This window comes from Persicitalea jodogahamensis (assembly GCF_014651615.1).
GTDB classification, from domain to species: domain Bacteria; phylum Bacteroidota; class Bacteroidia; order Cytophagales; family Spirosomataceae; genus Persicitalea; species Persicitalea jodogahamensis.
Map to the genome: position 1 here is coordinate 1,254,507 of NZ_BMXF01000001.1, position 23,484 is coordinate 1,277,990.

10 protein-coding genes are annotated in these 23,484 nt (G+C 52.9%); 7 read left to right on the forward strand and 3 right to left on the reverse strand.

What is annotated here, in order from left to right:
* Positions 1 to 76: 76 nt before the first annotated feature.
* Positions 77 to 1,087: a glycosyltransferase family 9 protein gene (locus IE117_RS05145; protein ID WP_189563244.1), complete on the forward strand. Its 1,011-nt coding sequence runs from the start codon at positions 77 to 79 to the stop codon at positions 1,085 to 1,087.
* A 74-nt stretch (positions 1,088 to 1,161) separates the two neighbouring features.
* Here the strand turns inward: IE117_RS05145 and rsmA are convergent, their stop codons facing one another.
* A complete protein-coding gene (rsmA, locus tag IE117_RS05150; protein WP_189563245.1) occupies positions 1,162 to 1,932 on the reverse strand; it encodes a 16S rRNA (adenine(1518)-N(6)/adenine(1519)-N(6))-dimethyltransferase RsmA in 771 nt (256 codons plus the stop codon).
* A 233-nt stretch (positions 1,933 to 2,165) separates the two neighbouring features.
* Here rsmA and IE117_RS05155 point away from each other — a divergent pair, with 233 nt between their 5' ends.
* Both IE117_RS05155 and IE117_RS05160 read left to right on the forward strand, forming a co-directional pair.
* Positions 2,166 to 5,789, forward strand: a complete 3,624-nt coding sequence (locus IE117_RS05155) for a PAS domain S-box protein (protein WP_189563246.1) — start codon at positions 2,166 to 2,168, stop codon at positions 5,787 to 5,789.
* Positions 5,790 to 6,096: 307 nt separating this feature from the next.
* On the forward strand, positions 6,097 to 11,757 hold the full coding sequence (locus tag IE117_RS05160; protein ID WP_189563247.1) for an SdrD B-like domain-containing protein: 5,661 nt from the start codon (positions 6,097 to 6,099) through the stop codon (positions 11,755 to 11,757).
* 149 nt (positions 11,758 to 11,906) lie between these two features.
* On the opposite strand, the gene IE117_RS05165 is transcribed toward IE117_RS05160, so the two are convergent.
* Positions 11,907 to 14,876 carry a S9 family peptidase gene (locus IE117_RS05165; protein WP_189563248.1) on the reverse strand — a complete coding sequence of 990 codons (2,970 nt, stop codon included), beginning with the start codon at positions 14,874 to 14,876 and terminating at the stop codon, positions 11,907 to 11,909.
* A 462-nt stretch (positions 14,877 to 15,338) separates the two neighbouring features.
* Between IE117_RS05165 and IE117_RS05170 the strand changes: the two genes are divergently transcribed.
* Positions 15,339 to 19,724 carry an SdrD B-like domain-containing protein gene (locus IE117_RS05170; RefSeq protein WP_189563249.1) on the forward strand — a complete coding sequence of 1,462 codons (4,386 nt, stop codon included), beginning with the start codon at positions 15,339 to 15,341 and terminating at the stop codon, positions 19,722 to 19,724.
* A 129-nt stretch (positions 19,725 to 19,853) separates the two neighbouring features.
* Here the strand turns inward: IE117_RS05170 and IE117_RS05175 are convergent, their stop codons facing one another.
* Positions 19,854 to 20,453 (reverse strand): DUF1684 domain-containing protein, encoded by a 600-nt coding sequence (locus tag IE117_RS05175; RefSeq protein WP_189563250.1) that lies wholly within the window; start codon positions 20,451 to 20,453, stop codon positions 19,854 to 19,856.
* A 202-nt stretch (positions 20,454 to 20,655) separates the two neighbouring features.
* On the opposite strand from IE117_RS05175, the gene IE117_RS05180 reads away from it, so the two are divergent.
* The 3 genes from IE117_RS05180 to IE117_RS05190 all read left to right on the forward strand — a co-directional run bounded on the left by IE117_RS05180 (position 20,656) and on the right by IE117_RS05190 (position 23,465).
* Positions 20,656 to 21,033, forward strand: a complete 378-nt coding sequence (locus IE117_RS05180; RefSeq protein WP_189563251.1) for a response regulator — start codon at positions 20,656 to 20,658, stop codon at positions 21,031 to 21,033.
* A gap of 10 nt (positions 21,034 to 21,043) precedes the next feature.
* Positions 21,044 to 21,832 carry an MBL fold metallo-hydrolase gene (locus IE117_RS05185; protein WP_189563252.1) on the forward strand — a complete coding sequence of 263 codons (789 nt, stop codon included), beginning with the start codon at positions 21,044 to 21,046 and terminating at the stop codon, positions 21,830 to 21,832.
* Positions 21,833 to 21,893: 61 nt separating this feature from the next.
* Entirely contained in the window at positions 21,894 to 23,465 is a 1,572-nt protein-coding gene (locus IE117_RS05190) for an NFACT RNA binding domain-containing protein (RefSeq protein WP_189563253.1), read from the forward strand.
* The last annotated feature ends 19 nt before the right edge of the window (positions 23,466 to 23,484 follow it).

A 23,484-nucleotide genomic window follows, 5' to 3' on the forward strand; every position in this document is an offset into this window, starting at 1 on the left:
AATCTTCGTAAACATCTCCAACAATCCCCCAACGCTGGCGGATTTCCTTTATTTTTGCGAGGTCGCGCCATGAAAAATGAATAATCTATCCCACCCCGTGTCCCAAAAGCCTACCAAGTTCTTGATTCTGCGCTTCTCGTCCATCGGCGACATCGTCTTGACGACTCCCGTCGTGCGGTGCCTGAAGCAACAGTATCCTGATGCGGAGGTTCATTACTTTACCAAAATTCAGTACCGATCGTTGCTGGAAGAGAACCCGTACATTGACAAGGCGTGGTACCTGGATGGCAACCTGGGCGAACTACTTCCCCGGCTGCGCGGTGAGCAATTCGACTACATTATCGACCTGCACACCAACCTGCGCACGTTGCGGATCAAACTTTCGCTGGGCGTGCGCTCGTTCAGCTTTCCGAAGTTGAATACGCAGAAATGGCTGCTGACGAATCTGAAATTCAACGTCATGCCATTGGTCCATATTGTGGATCGCTACATGGCGACGGTCACCCCGCTGAGTGTGTCCAACGACGATCAGGGGCTGGACTACTTCATCCCTTACCGCGACGAGGTGGAACGCGACTGGTTGCCTGCCACACACCGCGCAGGCTTCGTGGCGTACGCCATCGGCGGCCAGCATGCCACCAAACGGCTGCCCCTGGCGCGCATGATCGAACTTTGCCAAAAGATTAACTACCCGACCATACTACTGGGCGGAAAAGAAGACTTCGAAACGGGCGAAGCCATCAGGCAGACGCTGGGCGATACGCTTATTTTTAATGCCTGCGGAAAGTGCAACCTCAACCAGTCGGCCTCGCTGGTGCGGCAGTCGGAGTTCGTCTTTACGCACGATACCGGCCTGATGCACGTCGCGGCGGCATTCAAGAAAAAAGTCTATTCGATCTGGGGCAACACCACGCCGCTTTTCGGGATGTACCCTTACCAGACTCCGCACGTCATATTGGAAAACAACAGCCTCTCCTGCCGTCCCTGCTCCAAGATCGGTTACGCAAAATGTCCGAAAGGCCACTTTAAGTGCATGAATGAACTCTCATTCGATTTTGAGATCAAGGAGCTTCGGGCGCGGAACTAGTTTTTGCCGTGCCATTTTCGTCCACATTCAAGGCGTAGTTGGGGAGACGGGCGAGCCGCCCGTACCACATCCGTTTATTCCATGGCCTCTTGCACCAACTGCGTGAGCGCCACAAAATCCGCAACACTCAATTGTTCGGCACGTTGGTCGAGGTAGGGCGAGTCCAGTTCGACGCCCAGGGGTTTCAGGGCGTTGCGCAGGGTCTTGCGACGCTGGTTGAAGCCCGTCTTGATCACCCGGAAAAAGAGCTGCTCATCGCAGGCCAGCTGCATCGTCTCATTGCGCAAAAGCCGAATCACGCCTGACTGTACTTTGGGGGGAGGATCGAAAGCGCCCGGCGGCACGCTGAAAAGATATTCGATGTCGTAAAATGCCTGCAGGTACACGCTCAGGATACCGTACTCTTTGTTGCCGGGAGGCGAGGCAAGGCGCCGGGCCACTTCTTTTTGCAGCATACACACGATCTCAGGCACCTGATCGCGCTGGTCGATGATCCGAAAGAAAATCTGCGAAGAAATATTGTAGGGGAGATTTCCAATAATGGCGACTTTTGCCTCCGTGAGCCGGGAAAGATTCCAGCGCAGGAAGTCGCCCTCGATCACGCGGGGCGCGAGGGCAGGGTAGTGCTGCTTGAGATAGGGTACCGAATCGCGGTCGATTTCGATGACGTGGGTTTCGTAGGCGTCGTTTTGTAGTAAATACTGCGTCAAAACCCCCATGCCGGGGCCAATCTCCAGTACCGTCTGGAAGCCCTGATGGGGTACCAGGCTGTCCACGATGCGCCGGGCAATGCTCAGGTCGCGAAGAAAATGTTGGCCGAGGGATTTTTTAGGGCGAATTTTCATTGGTTCAGTTTAGGCACGAAGCGGCAGGTGGAACTTTTCAGGTTATCAGACAACTTGCGCTAAAATTACGGCTAATTTCGTAGTATTAACTCGTCAGACCATTTGCGACTAGATTTGAAAAGCCGTTTTCTGATCGTTAGGCAATTTCTGACAACCTTGTATTTTTTTTAACTCACGGTTGATTTTGGGGAATCTGACTGTCTATTGTCTACTGTTCATAATCCATTGAAAAATTGGAAACGCTAACTTCTTCCGTCGACTGGAAATCGGTCAATACTACACTGGAACACCTGCGGCTGATTGGCATCACGCTGGATCTGGATCTGGTAATTCAGTCCGTCAGTCCTTACCTTTTGCGAAAAACGGGTTGGGAAGAGGCTGACCTGCTGGGCAAAAACCTGCTGGACACGCTGATTCCTGAAGCCAGCCGAGACGAAGTGAAAGACCTGCTGGAAGACGGCGTATATCGCGACGTCAGGATCGACCGCCGCGAAATTCCGTTACGCACCAAGACGGGCTCCCTGCGCACCGTGACCATCAATTCCTTTCTGGTCAGGAAAGAGGAAGGTTTCCCCGTGTCGTTCACGATCGTCGGCGACGACATCACGCGGCGACTACGCATGGAATCAGCCCTGTCGCGCTCCAACGGCCAGTTGCAGGATCTGGTGGACAATACCAGCGACGTCATTCAGCTCATCACCCTGGATGGTAAGTTCATTTTTGTCAACCGGGCGTGGCGCGAAGTAGTAGGCTACACGCAGGACGAAATTTCGGCGATCACACTGTACGATATTTTGCACCCTGATTACAAACAAAGTACCCTCGACCAGCTGGCCCGCATCCAGCGCGGGGAGCCGGTACCGGATTTCGAGACGGTGTTCCTCAGCAAAGGCGGTCGCAAACTCTTCCTGACGGGCAGCGTTACTTGCCGCTACGACCACGGTAAGCCCACGGCTTACCGCTGCATCCTTCATGATTTTACCGAAAAAATACGGGCAGAACGGGCGCAGAAGCTTTACTACAGTATCGCCAACTGGACCATCAGCACCGATAACCTCGAAGAACTGTACGGCAATATTCATGAGGAGCTGGGTAAGATTATCGACGTCCGCAATTTTTTCATTGCCCTCTACGACCAGTCCAAGAGTTTTCTCTACTTTCCGTACTATGTAGATGAGTACTTTCAGGGACTGCGCTTCACCAAGCGTCGGTTGGGCAACGGTCTCACGGAGTACGCCATCGCATCTAACCGCCCGCTGTTTCTGTATCACGAAGACATCGAGCAACTGGCCCGAACCAATAGCCTCTACCTATACGGAACGACGCCGGAGGTACTTCTTACCGTTCCGCTCCGCATCGGCGACCGTGTGACGGGGATCATTGGGGTGAAGTCGTACGACAACCCCAACAACTATGACGCCCGCGACCTCGAACTACTGGAATTTATCTCGGGGCAGGTGGCCCTGGCCATTGCCCGGAAACAAAGCGAGGAAGAACTGGCCAAGTACGCCGCCCGGCTCAACGCCATTTTCGACAGTAGTTCGCACCTGATCTGGTCGGTAAACAAAAGTTTGCAGCTCACCTCATTCAACAAAAACTACTCCAATCTTATCGAGAGTCAGCTCAACACGGCACCCGCCTTATACGTAAGTACCGAAAAACTGGGCTGGCGGATGATGAGCCCCGACAACCGGCGGGAGTTGGAGCGGCGCTACCGCGATGCCTTCCGTGGGAAGCTGCAGTACTTCGAAATGAAGATCCACACCCGGGAGGCCACGGAACTCTGGTTCGAGTTTTATCTCAACCCGATTTTGTTCGAGGGAGGCGTGATTGAGGAAGTGTCAGGGATTGCCCGCGACGTGACAAGGCGCAAGAACGCCGAGCTGTCACTCCGCCAAAGTGAGGAGGTCTTCCGGGGGATATTCGTCAATCTGCAGGACATCTACTGCCGCATGGACCGTCAGGGCATCATCACGATGATCAGCCCGTCGGTACTTAAGCGCACAGGCTACACGGCAGAGGAAGTGCTGGGTCGGCCGATTACCGATTTCTTCGACGACCGGCAGCTCATTCACCGCGCCCTGATGAAACTGCGCCGCGACGGCAGCCTGCGCAACATTGAGGGAAATCTGCGCGTGAAGGGCGGCAACATCAGGCAGTTCATGTTCAATATGCTGATGTTCAACGATGAACACGGGCGGCCCTCTGAAATCGCCGTGCTGGCCCGGGACATCACGGCCCTCAAACGCAACGAACTGGAACTCCTCAAAGCCAAAGAGCAGGCCGAACACTCGCTCAAAGTAAAAGAAGGCTTCCTGGCCAACATGAGCCACGAAATCCGCACGCCCATGAACGGCGTGATCGGGATGGTGGATCTACTGATCAATACGAAGCTTGATGACGAGCAGCGCGACTATATTCAGACCGTCAAGCGCTCCTCCGAGACCTTACTGCATATCCTGAACGACATCCTCGATCTGTCCAAGATCGAGGCGGGCAAGATGGCCCTGCACGAACTGCCGCTTTCGCTCGAAGAGTTAATGGAGAAGCTGGTGTCGCTCTTCGCCCAAACCGCCCGCAACAAAGGCAACACATTGACCTATAAGCTTGGCCCGAAGCTGCCGAAATACGTGATTGCCGATCAAACACGGCTGCTTCAGATTTTGTCGAATCTGACCTCCAATGCCCTGAAGTTTACAGAAAACGGTGAGGTGCGGATTAACGTCAAACTGGAAAAGAAAACCGGCAAGACCAACCTGATCAAAGTGGAAGTGTACGACTCCGGAATTGGTATTTCGGAAGAGGATCAGCAAATGCTCTTCACTTCTTTTACACAGCTCGACAATTCCTCGCAAAAATCGTACGGCGGTACGGGCCTGGGCCTGGCTATTTCGAAGCAGCTTTGCCAACTCATGAATGGAGACATTGGCGTGGTGTCCGAAACAGACGAAGGCAGTATGTTCTGGTTCACTTTTGAAGCCAAAGAAACGGCCATTGCTCCTTCGTCGGTAATCGAGAAAGAGGAAGAGGCTTTCATCGACGATATTTTTGAGAGCTACCATCCTACGATTCTGCTGGTGGATGACAATATGGTCAACCGAAAGGTGGCCAGCGAAATTCTGAAAAAATCAGGCTGCGTGGTTGATACCGCCGAGAGTGGTTTCGAGGCCATGGAGAAGATGGAGCGCGTGATGGCCTCGCCCGACGAATACTACGATATCGTGTTTATGGACATTCAAATGCCCGATATGGATGGTGTCGAAACTACCCAGAAACTTCGGGAAAAGTACGGCAAGGGAACGCCCGATAACCCCTTCCCGCCCGTAGTGGCCATGACGGCCTACTCCATGAAGGAAGACCGCGAGCGCTTCCTGAGCCAGGGGATGGACGACTACGTGGCCAAGCCCATCCGCGCCCAGAAACTGATTGCCAAGGTGCAGGAACTCATCGGCAAAGTACCTGATCGGCAGATGACGGATAAGCAGCTCGCTCTGGCCAAGGAGATAGCCCTGCCCGTGCTGGATCGGGAAATCGTGAACCAGCTCAAGCAAATCGGAGGTAAAGAACTGGTGCTGTCGGTGTATGATGACTTTGTCAACGAATCCAACGAATTGGTGGGGGAAGCCCTGACTGCCTACGAGCAAAATGATATCCCGACCGTAAAAAGTCATCTTCATACCCTGAAAGGCAGCGCGGGGACCGTGGGGGTAATGCAGGTTGCCGATATTGCCCGCGACGCCGAAGGGCGCCTCAAGACCAATGATACCAGCACCCTGGCCAAAGCTCTGCCGGAGTTGCAACTTGCTTACGGGAAGTTTTTAGAAAACTACAAGGTCTGGCTTGATGAGTGGTTGTAAGGCTTTGCGCACAAACATGGCACGCTAGTTGCTAACGGCCCAACCATAAATTTTGTAAGTACCGATAATGAAAGACGAGTCGCTTCCGGGCGACTCGTCTTTTTGTTTTTTTGACCTCTCCCGACCATTCAACGGGCCCTAGTAACTTTTTGGCATAGTCCTTGCTCCTCACTGTTTCAACAATAACTGCCTGCCCATGCAGGTGCCTGCACACACTAATAGATTGACAGAACCAAACTCCGGGCTCAGCGGTCCAGACCATTGTCTATTTACCTTTTTTATTAGTTTTTATTACAACTATTGATGTATGGAAGTTAAATCTACCTCGTTGGTGGAGATCAATCCCTCACAGGCCATCGGCCTGCGGGTTTTTCTCGCCTTTATGTATTTAATGCTGGCCAGCGCCGCCAGTTATGCCCAGGTTTCCGGCACCGTTTTCCGAGACTTCAATGCCAACGGCGTCCAGAACAACACTACCAGTTTTAGGGAAACCGGAGTGCAGGGCGTCACCGTCAAAGCATATAACACCGCCGGCGCGCAGGTGGGTGGCGATAAGGTTACTGATGCCAACGGAGCCTATTCCTTTACGGGCCTGACTCTGCCCGTTCGGGTGGAGTTCTCGGGTTTAGCGGCAGGCGACTTTCCCGGTGCACAGGGTAGCGGCAGCGGGACGAGTGTGCAGTTCGTTACGGCTGCTTCGACGGCAGTCAACTATGGCATAAACTACCCGTCGGATTATTGCCAGGCGGTTCCCCCATTGTTTGTTCCCTGTTATGTCAATGGTGATCCCACGGGTGGCGGCACAGCGGGGAGCCTGGATGCGCTCGTCAGCGTGCCTTCCACGGCCAGCGGCACCTCGCCCAGCCCAACCAAAATTGCGCCTGCATCCGCAGTGGGGTCAGTATGGGGAATGGCCTATCACCGCACATCTAAGCGGGTAATGACCGCTGCTTTCCTCAAACGGCATGTGGGGCTGCTTGCCGCCGGGCTCGGGGGAATTTACAGTACAAACCCCGCTACCCAGACGTCGTCCCTTTATGTGGATCTCGAAAATGCTCCTTATAGCATCAACCTCGGTCAAAGTGTGCTGGGTACCAGAACATTGCCTGCCAGTGCATCTACCAGTAGCAATGATGCCACTGCCTTCGATGGAGTAGGTAAGCTCGGGCTTGGGGGGCTGTCCTTATCGGAGGACGAAACGACCCTTTTTACCATCAATTTATTTGAGAAGAAACTAATTAAGATGAATGTCGGCAGTCCGTTGAAACCTTCCCTTGCGGCGGCGGATGTGACAAGCTATACGATTCCCGACCCAGGCTGCACCAATGGCGTGGCCCGTCCATTTGCGGTAAACTATTACAGAGGTAAGGTATATGTTGGGGTAATATGCAGTGCAGAAACAAGCGGCACCCAGAGTAACCTGCGCGCCTATGTCTACGTTTTTGATCCCGTCGCGAACACCTTTAACTCTACCCCGGTAGTCAATTTTTCGCTCAACTACCCCAAAGGAAAAGTACACACCTCTGAAACTCCCGACAGGTGGATGCCCTGGATCAGCCAGTTCAGCGGCCTATACCTGGGCACTGTGGGGCCTCCACCACTTCCAAGAGCCATGCAGCCTCAGCCCATGCTGACGGACATCGACTTTCTGGACAACGGCGACATGGTACTTGGTTTTACAGACCGGGCCGGCCATCAATTAGGCTACAATAACCGGGGAACGTCGGGCAACAATTTATACAACGGCTACATAGGAGGTGATATCCTGCGGCTGAGCAAAACCGGGGCTTCTGCCTGGACTCTGGAATCTGGAGGCCAGGTAAGCGGTCTTACGGGTAACACCACCAATAATCAGGGGCCCGGAGGAGGTGAGTTCTATTCCCAGGAAGTATATATTCAAAATAGCACAGCGGTCCACGAAGAAACCTACATGGGTAGTTCAGTCTTCATTCCCGGGCAAACGGAAATCGGCGCCATTGTGATGGACCCTACCGGAGTATTTACAGGGGGCTTCAAGTGGTTTTCCAATACGAACGGAACTACCAATAGATCTTATGAGGTGTACTCTTCTACTTCCGTCAACAACCAGACTTTTGGTAAGGCCAACGGTTTGGGGGGCGTCGCGCCGGGCTGCGACCCGGCTCCGATCGAAATCGGAAACCGGGTATGGAACGATCAGAATAAAAATGGTATCCAGGATCCGAATGAGCCTGCGCTCGTGGGCGTAACCGTAGCCTTGTACGATTCTACCGGAGTGTTGATCCCTAATGCTACGGTTGTTACCGATGCCCAGGGACGGTACGTTTTCTCATCTGCTACCGGTACAAGCAATGCCAACACCAGGTTCAATTTGCCAATCACGCCGCTTACCAAGTACCAGGTAAAAATCACGGCTCTTGGTAGCGATGCCTCAGTTACAGGCTTAACGCTCACGGGTGTGTCGCCCGTTACACCCGGTGAAACCGGCACTACCAACACGGGAGCGACAATCAATAACAACGACGCCAAACTGGTCGGTGGCCAGCCTACAGTTGTTTTCAGAACTGGTGCGGCAGGTCAGAATAACCATACCTATGATTTGGCCTTATCATGCATCCCGCCTGTCGTGTCCTTCAATACGAAGGCGCAAGTAGTGTGTGAAGGAAGCGTTGTCCAGCCTTTTGTCGCCACGGTTGTCAGCGGTACGGTCAGCACCAGTAATTTCTTTGGGCCTCTTGCTGACACGACCAGCTCGCTGGGTGCTTCTATCGGCACCGGGCTGACGTTGACCCCAGCCGGCAGCGCGCAATTGCCTACTCCGGGCGCCACGGCTTACTTCGCCCTTGTAGTGCAGGGGGGGCAAGCCCTGTGCTCTGACACGGTGTTTGTAAGCTTGAAGATTAACCCGAAACCCGTCCTCAGCGTGAGCAATGCAGCAATCTGTGCGGGCCAGAGTATAGATTTAACTGGGTTAGTCTCAGGTTATGACACTTTGCAAAGTGTAATCTTCACCCAGGGCAGCGTGGCTGGTCCAGCCGTAACTTCGCCGGCTTCATTTTTGCCCGCATCGACAACGGTACTATTCGTGCAAGCGATCACTTCTCAGGGCTGCCAGGACACAAGACAGCTTACCGTGACAGTGAACCCGCAACCCAACGCCGGATCTGATCAGACTCTGGTTTGTAACGGAATTATTTCACCATCGAGTACTGTACTGTCAGGTGCTCCACTTGGTGGTACCTGGTCCAATGCTACAGGTAATCCCACTGTGGCTACATTCACTCCCAATATTGCCGTGACGTTGGCGGGTAATCTGAGTGCTGGCACTTACAATTTTGTCTATACCGTGGGTAGCTGCTCCGATACGGTAAGGGTGGTTGTGCCTGATTGTCAGAATTTCTGCATTCCCCCAATACTGACTGCCACGATCCCCGGAATACAAACCATCTGCGAAGGCACATTACCTCTGGCTCTGGAGGCTACGGTTGCAGGGGCAATCACTGGGAGCAGCTTTTACGGGCCGTTTTCTGATACTACGGCTATTTCGGGTGCTCCTATCAACACCGGTCTGAGCCTGACACTTGACGCAAATCTGTTACCAACTGCTGGTGATACGGCATTTTTTGCTCTGGTAGTAACAAATAACCTGCTGTCGTGCGCGGATACGGTGTTTTTCGGTGTTGCGGTGAACCCAACTCCCGTGCTATCGGTGAGCGACACGTTGGTGTGCGTGGGTTCGGTAATTGATCTTACATCGCTGGTTGCTGGATTCGACACATTGCTGAACGTAGGCTTCGATCTGGGTGGCATCGCTATCGGTAACCCGACTGCATTCGTGGTCGATACCACAACGACATTAGCCATATCTACTCTCAACCTTCTGGGCTGCTCTGACACGACTCAGCTGACGGTCAAAGTCGGTCCGCTATTGGATCTTGCGCCGTCGGTGAGCGACACTTTGGTGTGCGCGGGTTCAGTGCTGGACCTGACTTCACTGGTCTCGGGCTTCGATACACTGCTGAATGTAGGCTTTGATCTGGGTGGCATAGCGGTAGGCGACGCTTCGGCTTTCGTGGCCGACAGTACGGTGACGCTAACCGTAACTGCCTCCACCGCGCTGGGTTGCTCGGACACGACGCAGCTGACCATCAATGTAAACTTGCTGGACATCGCCGCGAGCGACACGCTGGTGTGCGCGGGCTCTGTGATCGACCTGACCGCGCTGGTGCCGGGCTTCGACACACTGCTGAACGTGGGCTTCGATCTGGGCGGCATTGCCGTGGTCAACCCGACTGCCTTCGTGGCTGACAGCACAACTACCTTGACGATATCAGCCTCCAATCTGCTGGGCTGCTCTGACACGACGCAGCTGACGGTCAATGTAAACTTGCTGGACATTGCCGCGAGCGACACTTTGGTTTGCGCGGGCTCGGTGATCGACCTGACCGCGCTGGTGCCGGGCTTCGACACGCTGCTGAACGTGGGCTTCGATCTGGGCGGCATCGCCATCGGCAATCCGACTGCCTTCGTGGCTGACAGCACAACTACCTTGACAATATCAGCCTCCAACCTGCTGGGCTGCTCGGACACGACTCAGCTGACGGTCAACGTCAGCCCATTGTTGAACCTTGGCTCGTCGGTCAGTGACACACTGGTTTGCGCGGGCTCGGTGATCGACCTGACCGCGCTGGTGCCGGGCTTCGACACACTGCTGAACGTGGGCTTCGATCTGGGTGGCATCGCGGTGGCCAACCCGACTGCCTTCGTTGCCGACAGCACGACGACTTTAACTATCACGGCCTCCAATCTGCTGGGCTGCTCGGACACGACTCAGCTGACCATCAATGTAAACTTGCTGGACATCGCAGCGAGCGACACTTTGGTGTGCGCGGGCTCGGTGATCGACCTGACCGCGCTGGTGCCGGGCTTCGACACACTGCTGAACGTGGGCTTCGATCTGGGCGGCATTGCCGTGGTCAACCCGACTGCCTTCGTGGCTGACAGCACGACGACTTTAACTATCACGGCCTCCAACCTGCTGGGCTGCTCGGACACGACGCAGCTGACGGTCAATGTAAACTTGCTGGACATCGCCGCGAGCGACACGCTGGTGTGCGCGGGCTCGGTGATCGACCTGACCACGCTTGTGCCGGGCTTCGACACGCTGCTGAACGTGGGCTTCGATCTGGGCGGCATTGCCGTGGTCAACCCGACTGCCTTCGTTGCCGACAGCACGGTGACGCTGACCGTAACGGCTTCCAACTTTCTGGGTTGTCTGGATACTACGCAGCTGACGATCAGTGTAGAGGATTGCAATAAATCGATAGATCTGTCTTTGAATAAATCTATCAGTAAGAAGCTGGCCATGTTGGGAGATACACTGATGTACACAATACGTGTATCGAATGATGGAAAAGACGGTGCTACTGGCGTGACTGTTACTGATTCTTTGAGTGCTGGCGTCCAATATTTAAGTTCTGCGACCGGCGCAGGAAGTTACGATCCCGTTTCAAGCTTATGGACAATTGACAGCCTGGCTGCTGGTGACACCGTAAGTCTTACCATAAGTGTCAGGGTGGTGGCACAGGGCGTGTGGTTTAACACCGCTGAAATCAGTGCTGCGAACGAGCAAGACGTAGATAGTGAGCCGGGCAACGGTACCGAAGGGGAAGACGACATCGACCGCGAGTGCTTCACCGTACCTATTCTGGTGTGCCGTGGGCAGGGCCAGGGCGTGCAGTTGAGCGTTCCGGCGCAATACACGGGCGTAGTGTGGTTCCGTCAGGTACAGGGTGGACAACCGGAGCAAGTGGCGACGGGCAACACTTATGTTGCCGCCGAAACGGAGCTAGGTAGTTACGAATACACCTTCACTTCAAGCTCGGGGACTTGCCCGGCGGATGGCTGCTGCCCGATTCTCGTTGTGGTCGAAGACTGCTGTCCCGCCGAGGTCTGCGTGCCTTTCACGGTAACGAAGAGGAAGAAATAGGTTCAGTATTTTATAACAAAAAAAGGGGCTTTCGTCAGAAAGCCCCTTTTTTGTATATCTTGATTGTCAGGAAAACTTAAACTATTTGCTGTTTACCCAACTACCTAAGAGGATTGAGCAATTTTAGGATTTTTATCCATTGTGCATTTTCAATGAGAAAACGCCTTCTCCTCCAAATGTTCGTCCAGTTCCAGTTTCGGTACTCCTTCGCTCCACCAAAGCGGCGCGGGCATCCCTTTCAGATAGTGGTCGAAAAATTCCATCATTCGTACCGAATAGTCCTTGCGGTTGGGTAGTTTGGCCAGGCCGTGGTTTTCACCCTTGTACTGGATGAGCGCCACGGGCTTTTTCAGGCGGCGCAGGGCGTTGAAGTACTCGATTCCCTGCGTGAAATCCACCGCGCCATCCTTGTCATTGTGCAGCATCAGTAGTGGCGTCTGGACGTTTTTGGCGTGGTAGATCGGCGAGTTGCGCTGGTAGGCTTCCCAGTTGTTCCACGGGGCTTCGAGGCGACCCTGCGAGGCTTCAAAAATAGAACCGTTGGCTCCGCCGCTGTTCCAGTAGATCAGGTTGTACATCGAGATCATATCCGTCAGTGGCGCTCCGGCGGCGGCGGCTTTAAACATATTGGTTTGCGTGATAAGGAAAGCCGTCTGGTAGCCGCCCCACGAGTGGCCGTGGATGCCCATTTTACTGCTATCCACGATGTCTGTGGCAATGGCCGCCTTCACACCCGGTAGCACGCACCACACCGCCGACATACCGGGATCATTGTAGCGGTACACGATGTCGGGAATGAACACTGCGTAGCCGTTGGCCGTGTACATGCCGGGGTTCCAGCCCGTACGGCCGTAGCTGGGGTTGGAGAAATTGTGCAGCGTTTGCGAAAGCTTTTCATAGTAATACACCACCGTGGGGTACTTTTTGCCGGGCTCGTAGCCAGCGGGCAAAAACAAAGCTCCCTGTAACGTATCGCCCTTGTCGCTCACATAGTCCACCAGCCTCGCTCCCGCCGACCAGGCGTACTTTTTGAAGTCCGGTGCGTTTTCCGAAATCTGATGGGCATTCGTCAGGTCCTTGGAAAGGGTACCGAAGTACTGCGTGGGCTTAGCAAAAGTTTCGCTGCTGTACACAAAATAATCGGCGTTCTTTGCTTTGGTCAGACTGCGCACGGCGGCATCGTCCCAAAGCAGAATTTTGGCTTCATTCGTTTTGGGGTCGAAGCGCGTCACGCCACTTTTTTTGTTCCACTCACCATATGTACGCACGTAAAGCGGCTGGCTCAGGTCGATTCCCTTTTCGTCGGGGTCGAGCTGGTAGCGATCCTGGTAGCGGATTTTGTCGCGCTTACCGTTCTGAGTCAGATTGCGGTAGGGGAGGGCAGGGGTACTTTTCTTGCGCGACTTGACTGCGGGCATATCTTCGGCGGCCACTTGCCAGATATCCCAGCCGTCGCTCAGCAGCACGTACTTACTATCGCTGCTCCATCCCATGACATCGTAAGGTGGCTTTTGTACATTATGGTCATCTTCGGTGTCTACGAAAGAGGTTGGCACATTTTCGGTGATGTTACGGGAAGTTTTATTTTCCATATCGAACACCATGAAACTACCCTCTTTCCAGTACAAAAATTTCGTCCCGTCGGGCGAGGGTTGTGGGCGGGCGTTACGGTTGGGCAAGTAAAAATTCTCCATAATGCGCGTCCGTTCCCCTGTTTTCAGATCGGTGAGGTAGATGTCGGCGTAGTCTTGTCCGTCAAGATTGGTACTTAGCTCGTAAGGCTGAATGTCCGTTCCCAGGGCGTAGCGCTGCTTCGGCGCGGGCGACACCAGTCGTAATATGCTGTCGGCCAGCTGGGTGAATTTTTGCATGGCCGGGTCGTACATGGCCAGGAAGCTGAATTTCTTATCCTGCGACTCCTGCACCTGCTGCCGCGACTGTAGCCGCTTATCCTGCCAGTTCCAGATCGTCATGTCTGGTTTTTCAGGTTTATCCTTGTCTTTGCCGTCACCTTTTATTTTGGCAATGGCCTTAGTCATTTGCTCTACGGTTTTCAGCGTAGTATCGGCTTTGATGCGGGCCAGCTGCTCGGTTTCGGAAATGCCGTTGGGATTTTCGTCCTGATTATCCTTCTTTTTTGTGGTGTCGGCCAGGGTAGTTTTACGAATGCCAAAAAGCAGCCGCGTCAGGTCATCGGTCCAGGTTGGGTCACGATCTGGGCTGATCGTCATGTTTTCAGGAAAATTCAGGCTGTCTTTTTTTGGGTCATAGGTAGTTAGTGCCGGTGTTCCCGCGAAATTTTTGACACCCAGCACGGAGTACATTTTTTCTTTGTACTTCTTGTCTTTTTTACCCTTGACCAAAGCCAGCCCGTCGCCTTCTTCCGTCCATTTCAGCGCTTCGTAACTGGCTTCGTCCGTATCCATCGGAAGCATCATACCCGAGGTTACGTTCTGAATCAACAGACCGTTACCGGCCTGATTGCGTGCGTCTAGTGTCAGGGCTAGCCAAGTACCAGGTTTATTGAACGCATACTCGGCCACATTGCCAATATTCTGGGTACGTTGGTTCGCCAGGTCGTAAAGCAGCAGGTTGGTACCCTTGGGATCGGTCGGCTTAGTGCCTTCCTCCGGCGCCAGAAGTACCGCGAGATGGGAGGATTTCTTACCGTTGAAGGCATAGGATTTCACCTGCGTGAATTCTTTGCTTTTGGTAGAGTCCGCCAGACTAATCAATACCAGATTATCATCTTTCTTTTTGGCCTTCTTTTCTTTTTCGGTGGGCGAAACTTTATACGCTAAAAAGCGCCCGTCGTCCGAAAAAGCCATATCAGCGCTGGTCGTGGCGCCTAGTTTAAAAGTTTTCTTGATCGAGTCGGCAGTACTTTGAACGATAAGCTCGGCGTCGCCCTCGTCAGCGCGCGCCAGCAGATAAGCAAACCACTTGCCGTCGGGCGAAATCTTGGTGCTCGACGATGACGGAATGGCTTTCCAGGAAGCAATGCCCGGCCAGGTAAGGGTGGTTTTACTCTGACTATCTGATGCGGTTTTCTGGGCAAGCAGAGCCAGCGGGAGCAGGAAGAAAAACAGGATCGAAAGGGAGTGCTTGAGATGTTTCATGCAGTGAGCATTTGTGTAGTGACAGGTTCGGACCGAGCGACAATTTAACCAATAGTTGAAGATAATTCGGATCATTATTCTACAAATGCGTCACCAAAAAGGCTCCTTTCGATTTTCTGGTATAGTTATTGATTCTGGGACTGACAGCCTTCTAAGGGCTTCGCTTATCATTTGGATTCCTTCCGATAAGCTCTTCAAGTTGGAAAACAATTCATGCAAAAACCGGATGGCCCAGTTTGAGGCTAATTTTTTGCCCAAGTTGCAAAATTGGCATTTTTATTGCGCCAGTGCGGGGAAAACAAAGAACTGGCCTTTATAGGTCTTTCTCTCGCTCAAATTCTTACCTGTTTTCCCTAATCAACCTCTCACACCATGGGTCTTTTGTACGATCGTTCCCGCAGGCTGGCTTTGTGTGGCCTGTGTTTTTTTTTGATGTCCGCCTCCCCGGGTTATGCTCAGATTATGGGAAAAGTATTTCGGGACTTCAATTCCAACGGGATCATTGATGGAACCGCCGCCAATCCTGTTGACGCGGGCGATGTAGGCGTTCCAATGGTGAAAGTGACCGCCTATGCCGCTAATGGATCTGTAGCAGACTCTACCCGCACGGATGCCAGTGGCAGCTATACATTGGCTACCTCGCCGGGCAAGTATCGAATCGAGTTCTCCGATTTCCTGACGGGTGATTTCGCATCTGGTCATGGCTCTGACAATAACACTTCCGTGCAGTTTGTCAGCGATGGTGCCACAGGAGTAAATTTTGGAATCCAATACCCCAATCAGTACTGTCAGGCCGATCCGTTAGTTACGACCTCATGTTTTGTTTCAGGCGACCCTCAGCCCGGAACCACAACGGGCGGACGCGAGGTGCTGGTGAGCCTGGCTTTCAATGCTACCGGTGAGGCGCCGCACAACAATGTATCCAAGGCAGAAGAGCTGGGGGCCGTGATGGGATTGGCCTACCAGAGGGCAGGAAACAAAATGTATTCGGCTGCTTTTACCAAACGTCATGTGGGCTATGGTCCCGGCGGTCCGGGTGCGGTACACGTTTCCGAATTTTCCGCCAACCGAACGTCCTCAATTTCCAATGGCGTATTTTTTGATTTCGGCGCAACGGCCGGGGCCGACCCGCACGATGCAGATCTTCCTACCCAGACACCCCTGGCCAGTCGGGACAATGGAGCGTACGATGCCGTGGGCAAGATAGGTTTGGGCGACATCGATATATCGGACGACGAAAAGACGCTCTTTGTAGTCAATTTGGCCAATCGATCACTTTATTCGATAGATATTTCCACCAAAGACACTATTGGTTATGCTATCCCGAATCCTGCCATCGGTGGGGGGAGCTATCGCCCCTTTGCAGTGAAATATTACCGCGGCAAGGTGTATGTCGGCGTTGTGGCTACCCGTGAAGATGCCATTTCGAAAACAGACACGACGGGGCTTGGTGCTACGGTGTATCAGTTTGATCCTGATGCGGGTACTTTTACGCCCGTTCTTTCTTTTCCTCTTACCTTTAAGAAGCAACCTACCAACGCAGACAAAACGGGGATCGCAAGGGCAGAATACTGGCGCCCCTGGTCTGATACTTACGATCCTGACCGGAACGAAGCGGTAGTAAGCTATCCTCAACCTTGGCTGACGGACATCGAGTTCGATGTAGACGGGGATATGATCCTGGGTATCCGTGACCGCTTTGGCGACCAGATTGGCTATCAAAATTATATTCCATTTGAAACGAACACCAGCCTAATTAGCGCCATTAGCCCCGGTGCTATCATGCGCGCTGGTAAATGCGGCCCAGCCGATGTCTGGACTTTAGAAAGCAACGGGGCTGTATGTGACGAACCTTCATCGGCTGACCAACAGGCACAAGTAGGTCCGGGTGGCGGAAAATATTACTTTGGCGACCAGGTTCAGAGCGGTGCCAACCATGGTACCAGCTCTATGGGAGGGCTGGCTTTGTATGCTGGTAGTGGTCGGGTAATAATGACCGCCGTCGATCCTATTGATAAATTCAATCAGGGAGGAATAAAGAGGCTGGTCAACAGCGATGGCAGTAAAGATGGGGGTGGGGAAGATAATGGCGGAGCAGTGCTCTACACCGGGGGCGCTTTCACTTACGGAAAAGCTAATGGACTGGGCGACATCGAACTGCTGTGCGATCTTGCTCCCATCGAAATTGGCAACCGGGTGTGGAAAGATGTCAATAAGGATGGTGTACAGGATGCCGGCGAGCCTCCCCTGGTAGGTGTAACGCTGGTACTTTACGATGAAAACGATATTCCGGTCGATACTACTACGACTGACGCGATGGGGCATTATTACTTCTCTTCCGCTAATGATACTGACGTGCTTCCCAATCAGACATACAAGATCAGGGTTACAGATCTGGGCACGAATACTTCAGTCGATTCGCTCACCCTGGCTTCGCTGACGGTCGGAGGCTCGTTGGAGCTCAATGACGGAAATTCTCTGGCAAACAACGACGCCGCACTGGATGGCGGGCTGCCCACGATCAATGTAGCAACAGGTGACTATGGCCAAAACAACCACACTTACGATATTGGGTTTTTGACCATCCTACCACTAGGCAGTATCGGCGACTATGTATTCAAGGATGCCAACCGAAATGGCAAGCAGGATACTTCCGAGATTGGCGTAGCTGGTGTGAAAGTGATACTTTACGCGTCAGATAGCCTGGGTGTTCCCGGCACTAAGCTCGACTCCATGCTTACCAATAGCGTGGGCAGGTATCTCTTCGATAGCCTGACGAAAGGCGACTACGTAGTGGAGTTCGTCAAATCGACCTTGCCCGCCGATTGCAATGCTTTCACTGCTCAGGACACCACGGGCATCGATGGAATCGACGACACGATCGACAGCGATGCCGATACAAATTCCGGCTTCACGGGGGTGGTAAGTCTTGACCCGGTGGTATTGGGACCAACCTCGACGGCCCTTGATTCCATCAAGACAAACAATCTTGCAATCGACGCAGGTTTGCTTGCACCCTTAGGCAGCCTGGGCGATTTCGTGTGGAAGGATCTGAACGACAACGGCCGGCAAGACGCGGGCGAGCCGGGTGTCAACAATGTGAAGGTAGTTCTGTGGAGCGCGGTGGGCGGCAGCTCTTCGGCCAAGCTGGACTCGACGCTGACGTCGGGCAACGGAGCGTACAGCTTCACGGGGCTACTGAAAGGGGATTACGTCGTGCAGCTCGACCTAACTACCTTACCCGATAGCTGCACGATCTCGTCTAAGCCGAATGCGGCGGGCGTACCCGACAGCCTGGACAGCGACTTTGGGGCCGACGGACTGAGCGGCGTGGTAAGCTTGGATCCTACGCTAGGCGGAATAAATAAAGACAATCCGACGATCGACGCGGCGCTGGTAACTCCTTGCTACCCCCCAACCATAGGTAACATTGCTGTCTCTACCGCGACCTGCAACGGTAAAGATGCTAATTCCGATGCTTCCTTCACACTGACAAATATCGGTGGTGGTGACAGGTATAACATTAGTACTGTACTTGGCAATGATTCGATAGGTTCGTACGCCTTGGCCACAATTCTGGCCAATGGCACTATAACGATGGCCAGTCTTCCCAATCCCGTTGATCCCGGCGGGCAGACATACTACGTGAGGGTGTTCAACGGTGACAGTACCTGCTACCGCGACACCACTGTCGTAATTCCTTACCGAGACTGCAGCAGTGTCTGTGTAACGCCTGATGCGGGAGAAGATCTGTTTATTTGCAAGCCTTCCACTACTGCTGATCTGCCCGATGCACTCAGCTACCAGAAATGGGTGGCTGGTCCGCAGGGCCCGGTGGCTGGCACCATCGACCCATCTACGGGCGTGGTCAGCGGTTTGACAGCTAGCGGAGTATATTCATTCATCCTGCTCGATACGGCTTTGGCCAGCACTTGCGCCGACACGGTGTTCATTTACCGGGGCGTGCTTGACCTACCCGACCAAACGACCTGTTTCGATACGCTGACGCTTCCTTCGGTTTCGGGTGCGCTCTATCAGGCTGCTGCCGGCAATTCAGCAAGCATTACGCCGGAGGGGTACATTACTGGAATGAATGCTAAGGATACAAGCTATAATTTTATCATCAGCAACGGGGAGTGTAGCGATACCATCACTGTCACTCGGCAAAACTGCGACCCTGACTATGATTTGGCTTTGGACAAATCGATCGATAAGAAACTAGTTATGCTGGGCGAAACTGTTAACTACACAATCCGCGTCTGGAACGAAGGCCAGGGCAACGCGACGGGTGTGGAAGTGACAGACTCGTTGAACGCAGGCGTTCAGTACATCAGCCACGCCACGGCGGCAGGTGATTATGATCCTGTCACCAAAATCTGGACGATTGACATCCTGAACGTCGGAGATACAGTGACGCTCACCGTGGCTGTGAAGGTAGTAGCTCAGGGCGTGTGGTTCAACACTGCCGAGATTACTAAAATGAACGAGGAGGACGTGGACAGTACGCCCGGCGACGGTGAAAATGGTGAAGATGATATTGACCGTGAATGCTTCACGGTGCCCGTTCAGGTTTGCCGTGGTCAGGGGACGGCCGTAGAGTTGGCAGTACCAGACGAGTACACGGGCGTAGTGTGGTTCCGCAAGACACAAAATGGCCAGCCCGTACAGGTAGCTCAGGGCAACACCTTCATCGCCACTGAAACAGAACTGGGTAGTTACGAATACACCTTCACATCATCGTCGGGGAGTTGCCCGGCGGAAGGCTGCTGCCCAACGATCATCGTGGTCGAGGACTGCTGCCCGGTCGATGTATGCGTACCGTTCGTAATTACGAAAAGAAAGAAGTAGTACTTCTTGCCGTGTCCAGTAAGCTGGAGATCGGATAAAATAAACGGGCGATCAGAAAATTCTGATCGCCCGTTTTAGGTTTGGGGAAAGCTCGCGCCAGCAAATATTAAGGCTACCTCAACATTTGAATCAATGCTCTTTTCCAAAATTCATCTCTCCTGCCTCGACTTTCGCTTCCAGGTGATTTTCCCTTGGCGGAATCGGGCAATTGTAGCCTTCTGAATAGGCGCAGTAGGGATTATAAGCTTTATTGAAATCCAGCACGCAGTTATCCCCTTCAATATCTTTCATCCTGAAATCGAGGTAACGCCCGCCGCCATAGGTTTTCTGAGCGTTCGTAAGGTCTTTGAACGGGACGAACAGGTAGTCACGGTACTGCGGCATCTTGCGCAGATCCAGACTTTGGTACACATTCAGCGTCTGTTCCTTTCCCGCCAATTCAAAGTGTAGTTCACCGTATTTGACGTACTGCTTACGCATGCCGCTATAAGTCAGCATAGCGAATGGCTCGCTACCGGGCGTAGCCACGAATTTCGCCCGCAGACGGTAAGTGGAATCAGGCTCAAAAAATCGCAGATAGGTCAAATCCCCCTCTTTGAGGGGCGAATTAGGGGTTTTTAAAAACTCCTCCTTATATTCTTGCCGGTGTGATGCGATCCTTTTTTCAAAATCCTGCGCCCTCGCTGCAGCAAGAATAAAAGTTAGGCCGAAAAGAAGTACGTATTTCATTTTTTAATAGTTGTTTTTGGCTAAAATACTGAAAAACAAAAGCATACACAGCAATGAATGAATCCGCAACCGACGACTATTGACCGTTGTCCGTTACGTCAACATTCATCACTCATCACTCATGATTCCAAATTTTTGCTTTCTTGCCATAATTATCCCTAAATTCACCAAGCCAAACTTAACAAAACACCAACAACTCCCCATGTCGTACACCAAACGTGTCCTGATCGCCGAAGACAGCTCGGTCATTCAAAACCTTGCCCGCAAAATACTGGAATTCCAAAATTACGAAATCACGGCTGTTAAAAACGGCGAGCAGGTGCTCCAATTGCTCGAAAAAGAGAAGTTTGACATTATCCTGCTCGACATCAATATGCCCATCATGGACGGTATGGAATGCGCCCGCAGCATCCGTAGCCTGAAAGATGCCGAAAAGGCCAAGACACCTATTGTGGCCATTACGGGCAATGCTAAAAACTATACCGACGAAGATTTCAAGGAGGCCGGCTTCAACGATGCCCTGATGAAACCCCTCAACTTCGACCGTCTGGTGGAAGTGGTGGCCAATCTGACGGATTAGATTAGTCCACATGAAGGTTACGCTTCTCGGTACCGGCACGTCGCAGGGTGTCCCGGTGATCAACTGCGACTGTGCCGTTTGCCGTTCCCTTGATTATCGTGACAAGCGGCTGCGTGTGTCAGTATGGATTGAGGTACAGGGGAAGTCTTTCGTCATTGACACTGGCCCTGACTTCCGTCAACAGGTGCTCCGCGCGCGTATTCACCAACTCGATGCCGTGCTCTTTACCCATGAGCATAAGGACCATACCGCCGGACTGGACGATGTGCGGGGCTTCAATTTCTCCCAAAAAAAGGACATGCCGCTTTACGGGCGCCAGCAAGTGCTCGACCAGCTTAAAACCGAATTTGCCTACGTTTTCGTAGAGAAACCCTATCCCGGCGTTCCGCGCCTGCAACTGCATCCGATCCAGAACCTACCCTTCGAGGTAGAGGGGGTGATGGTCACGCCCATTCAGGTAATGCACCATCTGTTGCCTGTTTTTGGCTTTCGCATCGGCGACTTCGCTTACATTACCGACGCCAACTACATCGCCGAACCCGAACTCGCGAAACTGAAAGGTGCCAAAGTACTCGTCCTGGACGCCCTGCAGCGCGAAGGCCACCTTTCACATTTCACCCTCGCTCAGGCACTTGCCCTCATTGAACGCCTGGACATTCCAACGACCTATCTCACGCACCTTAGCCACCGTATGGGAAGGCATGAGGAGGTAGAAAAAGAACTACCCGATGGAGTGAAGCTGGCGTATGATGGGTTGGTGTTGCATTTGGATGGTGAAGGGAGGAGTCATAAAGTGTAGCATAAAGCTTTCTCACCTGTCACAACTCTCCTTTTTACCCTTTCGCTTTCTTTTCCCGATTATGCATCAAAACCACTACTTTCTCCGCCAACTGGCGCCGGCGCTCGACCGGGAAATTGGAGGGAAACGGTTTTTGGAAGCATTCAGCCAGGAGCGTGACGAAATCATCCTGGTGTTTGCCGAGGGACGGGGGAAGCATAATTTCTACAAGCCCTTCTTCATCAAAGCCTCTTTACGACCCGATTTTGCCAGCCTGAGTTTTCCCGAACAGTTTGATCGCGCCCGCCGCAACAGCGTGGATTTGTTCACTGATTTGTACGAACAAACAGTCAGTCAAGTGCGGGTGTTCGACAACGAGCGGGCTTTGGGAATCTACCTGGAAAATGGCGAGGTACTTGTCTTCAAATTGTTCGGCAATCGATCCAACATCGTGCGCTTTGATGAGAAAGGCGAGGTTGTCGAAGTGTTCAATAATAAACTCACGGGCGACCACGCCCTGAAACTACCCGAACTAGATCGCGATTTGGATCAATCTTTTGAAGCGTTCGTGGCACAGGACGGAAAGCTTGGCATGTTGTTCCCGACTTTTGGAAAAGTGGTGAAAACCTACCTCCAACCAAAGCTGGAATCCGCCGGAACCCTTGCTGGGAAGTGGGAAATCATTCAGGGTACTTTGCAGGAATTACTTCACCCGACTTTTTACTTCACCCAGCTAGATCACCTGCCCACGCTCTCGCTGCTGCCCGTGGGCGACATCACGGAGACATTCGACGATCCGCTGGAAGCCCTCAACCGCTTTTATTATGCCTACGCCCGCATCGGCAACCTGGAAAAGGAGAAGGCCGAATGGCTACGGTTGCTGCAAAAGCGCATTAAACAAACGGAAAACTACCTCGCCAATTCGTTTCAGAAGCTCGTGGAACTGGAAGAAGGTGGTAAAAATGAGGAACTGGGGCACATTCTGATGGCCAATTTGCATCTGGTTCCGGAGCGCGCCGAAAGGGTGGAACTGCACGATTTTTACCGTGACCAGCCCGTTTCCATAAAATTAAAAAAAGACCTTTCGCCCCAAAAAAATGCAGAGGTATACTATCGGAAGGCCAAAAATGAGAAAATAGAAACGGATAAAATTCAGGAGAATCTGGACTCGCGCGAAGGGGAGTTAATCCAACTACGCGAGCATTACGCAGCCCTGGAAAATATTGACCTGCTGCGTGACCTGCGGAATTACGTCAAGAAAAACGGCCTTGCGCCCGGAAAAGCTACCGAAGATCAGGGGCAGCTTTTTCGCCGGGTCGAGTTTCAGAACTACACTATTCTGGTGGGCAGAAACGCTAAAAATAACGACCTGCTTACTCAGCAATACGCTCATAAAGAAGATCTTTGGCTTCACGCCCGCGACGTCACGGGTTCTCACGTCCTGATCAAGTACCAGGCGGGCAGGAAATTTCCGGCTCCCGTCATCGAACGCGCCGCCGAACTGGCCGCCTGGTACTCCAAGCGCCGCACCGACAGCCTTTGCCCGGTGATCGTAACGCCCAAAAAATTTGTGAGAAAACCCAAAGGGTTACCGGCGGGTGCGGTGGTGGTGGAAAAAGAAGAGGTGATAATGGTGCAGCCTCTGGGAGAATAGAAAAAACCTTTAGTGGGTC

What these genes read in the sequence shown, in the direction of transcription:
- IE117_RS05170 (WP_189563249.1), top strand. Translation starts at nt 15,339, where the DNA reads ATGGGAAAAGTATTTCGGGACTTCAATTCCAACGGGATCATTGATGGA.
- IE117_RS05175 (WP_189563250.1), bottom strand. Translation starts at nt 20,453, where the DNA reads ATGAAATACGTACTTCTTTTCGGCCTAACTTTTATTCTTGCTGCAGCG.
- IE117_RS05145 (WP_189563244.1), top strand. Translation starts at nt 77, where the DNA reads ATGAATAATCTATCCCACCCCGTGTCCCAAAAGCCTACCAAGTTCTTG.
- rsmA (WP_189563245.1), bottom strand. Translation starts at nt 1,932, where the DNA reads ATGAAAATTCGCCCTAAAAAATCCCTCGGCCAACATTTTCTTCGCGAC.
- IE117_RS05160 (WP_189563247.1), top strand. Translation starts at nt 6,097, where the DNA reads ATGGAAGTTAAATCTACCTCGTTGGTGGAGATCAATCCCTCACAGGCC.
- IE117_RS05180 (WP_189563251.1), top strand. Translation starts at nt 20,656, where the DNA reads ATGTCGTACACCAAACGTGTCCTGATCGCCGAAGACAGCTCGGTCATT.
- IE117_RS05190 (WP_189563253.1), top strand. Translation starts at nt 21,894, where the DNA reads ATGCATCAAAACCACTACTTTCTCCGCCAACTGGCGCCGGCGCTCGAC.
- IE117_RS05165 (WP_189563248.1), bottom strand. Translation starts at nt 14,876, where the DNA reads ATGAAACATCTCAAGCACTCCCTTTCGATCCTGTTTTTCTTCCTGCTC.
- IE117_RS05185 (WP_189563252.1), top strand. Translation starts at nt 21,044, where the DNA reads ATGAAGGTTACGCTTCTCGGTACCGGCACGTCGCAGGGTGTCCCGGTG.